This window comes from Acidovorax sp. A1169, assembly GCF_030704685.1.
GTDB lineage: Bacteria > Pseudomonadota > Gammaproteobacteria > Burkholderiales > Burkholderiaceae_C > Acidovorax.
This window is the reverse complement of the sequence record NZ_JAUZDX010000053.1, coordinates 1-2,618: the sequence shown is the minus strand read 5'-3', so window position 1 is coordinate 2,618 and position 2,618 is coordinate 1. Positions and strand designations below refer to the sequence as shown.

The following is a 2,618-nucleotide window of genomic DNA, read 5'->3' as shown; positions in this document are numbered from 1 at the left end:
TGTTAGCGCCAGTGCAATCGTGATCAGCAGTGCCAGTCGAACATTGACCAGGGGCTGAAGCTGGTTCCATTAGAAGCCAGCTGTGGATAACTATAGGTTGGATGGTTCGGTAGCACCTCCTTTTTTTGAACTGGTAGTTGGTATTCCCGAGCCGTCAGGCGAGGCCCCCTCCTGCGAGCCCTCGCTTAACTGTGCCGCTGCTGCTTTCCTGGTCTGCTCACGGGTCTTGATGCGCCCCTTGGCTTCGTGCGTGCTGTGGCGGAAGCGGTAGGACTCGTTGCCCGTCTCGATGATGTGGCAGTGATGGGTCAAGCGATCCAGCAACGCAGTGGTCATCTTGGCATCGCCGAACACCGTGGACCACTCCGCGAACGTCAGGTTGGTGGTGATCATCACGCTGGTGTGCTCGTACAGCTTGGACAGCAGGTGGAACAACAAGGCGCCACCGGCCTGGCTGAAGGGCAGGTAGCCCAACTCGTCGAGCACGACCAGATCCATGCGCACCAGACTCATGGCGATGCGTCCGGCACGGCCCTGGCTCTTCTCATGCTCCAGGGCATTGACCAGATCGACCGTGGAGTAGAACCGCACTCGCTTGGCGTGCCGGGTGAGCCCAGCAATTCCCAGCGCCGTGGCCAGGTGGGTTTTGCCGGTGCCTGGGCCGCCGACCAGCACCACGTTCTGCGCATCCTGCGTGAACGAGAGGTCCGCCAGTTTCTGGATCAACGCGCGGTCGACCTGCGCGACGGTGAAGTCGAACCCAGCCAGGTCGCGGTGCATCGGGAAGCGCGCCGCCTTCATCTGGTGGGCGATGGAGCGCATCGCCCGATCAGCATCTTCAGCCTGTAGCAGGTGCTCCACCAGCCAGCGTGATGCGGCCAGGGTCGTATCGCCACCTTGCTCCGTCAGGTCGGCCCAGGCCGTGGCCATGCCGTTGAGCCGCAGCGCCTTCAGTTGGGCCTGTACATCGATGGAGGTCTCACGCATGATCGACCTCCTGCTCATGGTCCGTGTGGGTGGGGCGCAGCCGGTCATAACGCGCGGTGTCGGCCTTGGGAGCCTGGGTGAGTCGCAAGGACGTCTGCGCCTGCGCCGGCGTGGCCGGGTTGTTCAAGCGGGCCAGCACGTTACGCACGTGCTCCACGCTAATGCTGCCACTGGGGGTCCTGCCTTCGAGTACCAGCTCGATGGCCACCAGCACCGCTTCCAGCCCGGCCTGCGGCACCACGGCCAGCACCTGTGCCATGACCCGGTCTCCTCCAGGGTGCCTGAGCAGAGACTGGCGCAAACGCAGCAACGGCGCCGGAAGGTCCAGGAACGGCGTGCCATTGCGCAATGCGCCCGGTTTGCGCTGCACCAGGTCGATGTAGTGCTGCCAGTCGTAGCTGGTCTGGCCACTGCCCGGCAGCCGGGCATGGCTGGCTACGACGGCATCTGCGGCCGCCACATCGATTCGTTCGGGATAGACGCGGGTGCTGACGATGTGGCCGGCCCACTCGCACGGCACGGAGTAACGGTTGCGCGCGGCGGCCACCAGGCAGGTGCTGCTGACCCGGGCCAGCCGCTCGACGTAGCCGTTGAAGGGGGCCGGCATGGACATGAGGTGAGGCTTCTCCAACTCCCACATCTCGGCCACGGTGAACTGCCTGTGGATCGGATGCGTGGTGTCGCTCCACACCGAACGACACCGCTCGCTCAGCCAGGCATTGAGTTCGATGAACGAGCCGAAGCGACGGGTCGCGGCTTCGATCCAGATGCGCCTGCGGCTGTCCTGCACGTTCTTCTCCACCACCCCCTTCTCCCAGCCGGAGGCGACGTTGCAGAAGTCGGGGTCGAACAGGTAGTGGCTGCACATGGCTGCGAAGCGCGCGTTGACCGTGCGCTGCTTGCCGCGTTGCACCTTGTCCACGGCGGTGCGCATGTTGTCGTAGATGCCGCGCCGGGTGACGCCGCCAAGTGCCTGGAACGAGCGAGTGTGGGCATCGAACAGCATCTCGTGGCCCTGGCTGGGGTAGGCCACCAGCCAGAAGGCCCGGCTGGCGCACAGCTTCAGGTGCGCCACTTGCACGTTGTAGAACACGCCGCCGACGACCATGGCTTCGACGCTCCAGTCGAACTGGAAGGCCTCGCCCAGCGCGAAGCTCATCGGAACGAACGCCTTGGCCGGACTGGCTGCCGACTCCACCCGCCAGCGCCGGATGTAGTCGGTGACGGCGCTGTAGCCGCCGCGGTAGCCCTGGGCCTGTATCTGAGCAAACAAGGCACGGCCGCTGCGTCGTCCCTGCTTGGGGCGATGGCTGTCGGTTGTGAGCGCTTGATGCAGGGCCGGCTCGAATGCCGTGAGCTTGCCATCGAACTTCACCCGCTCGTACTTCGGCACAACATCGCCGGGCGCCTTGAGCCACTTCTTGACCGTGTTGCGCGACAGGCCCGTGCGCTTTGCGATCTCGCTGAGAGAGAGTTGGTCGCGCAGCCTCATGCGCCTGACCTTGCCAATCATGTCCATGGTGATCACCTTGAATCCCTGCTGAAATTCTCAGCAGGTCAGTGGAACACCCTGGTCAATATTGGATTGGCACTTTGCGGTTTAGCTGGTCAAGATTGCATCGGCACTAACA

The 2,618-nt window shown here is 63.9% G+C and carries 2 protein-coding genes; both read right to left on the bottom strand.

The features are described 5' to 3' along the window. Positions 1-90: 90 nt before the first annotated feature. Positions 91-987 carry an IS21-like element helper ATPase IstB gene (gene istB / locus QYL93_RS31750; RefSeq protein WP_305747416.1) on the bottom strand — a complete coding sequence of 299 codons (897 nt, stop codon included), beginning with the start codon at positions 985-987 and terminating at the stop codon, positions 91-93. Then, on the bottom strand, positions 980-2,506 hold the full coding sequence (istA, locus tag QYL93_RS31745; RefSeq protein WP_305747415.1) for an IS21 family transposase: 1,527 nt from the start codon (positions 2,504-2,506) through the stop codon (positions 980-982). Before istA ends, istB begins: the two co-directional genes overlap by 8 nt. Positions 2,507-2,618 lie beyond the last annotated feature (112 nt).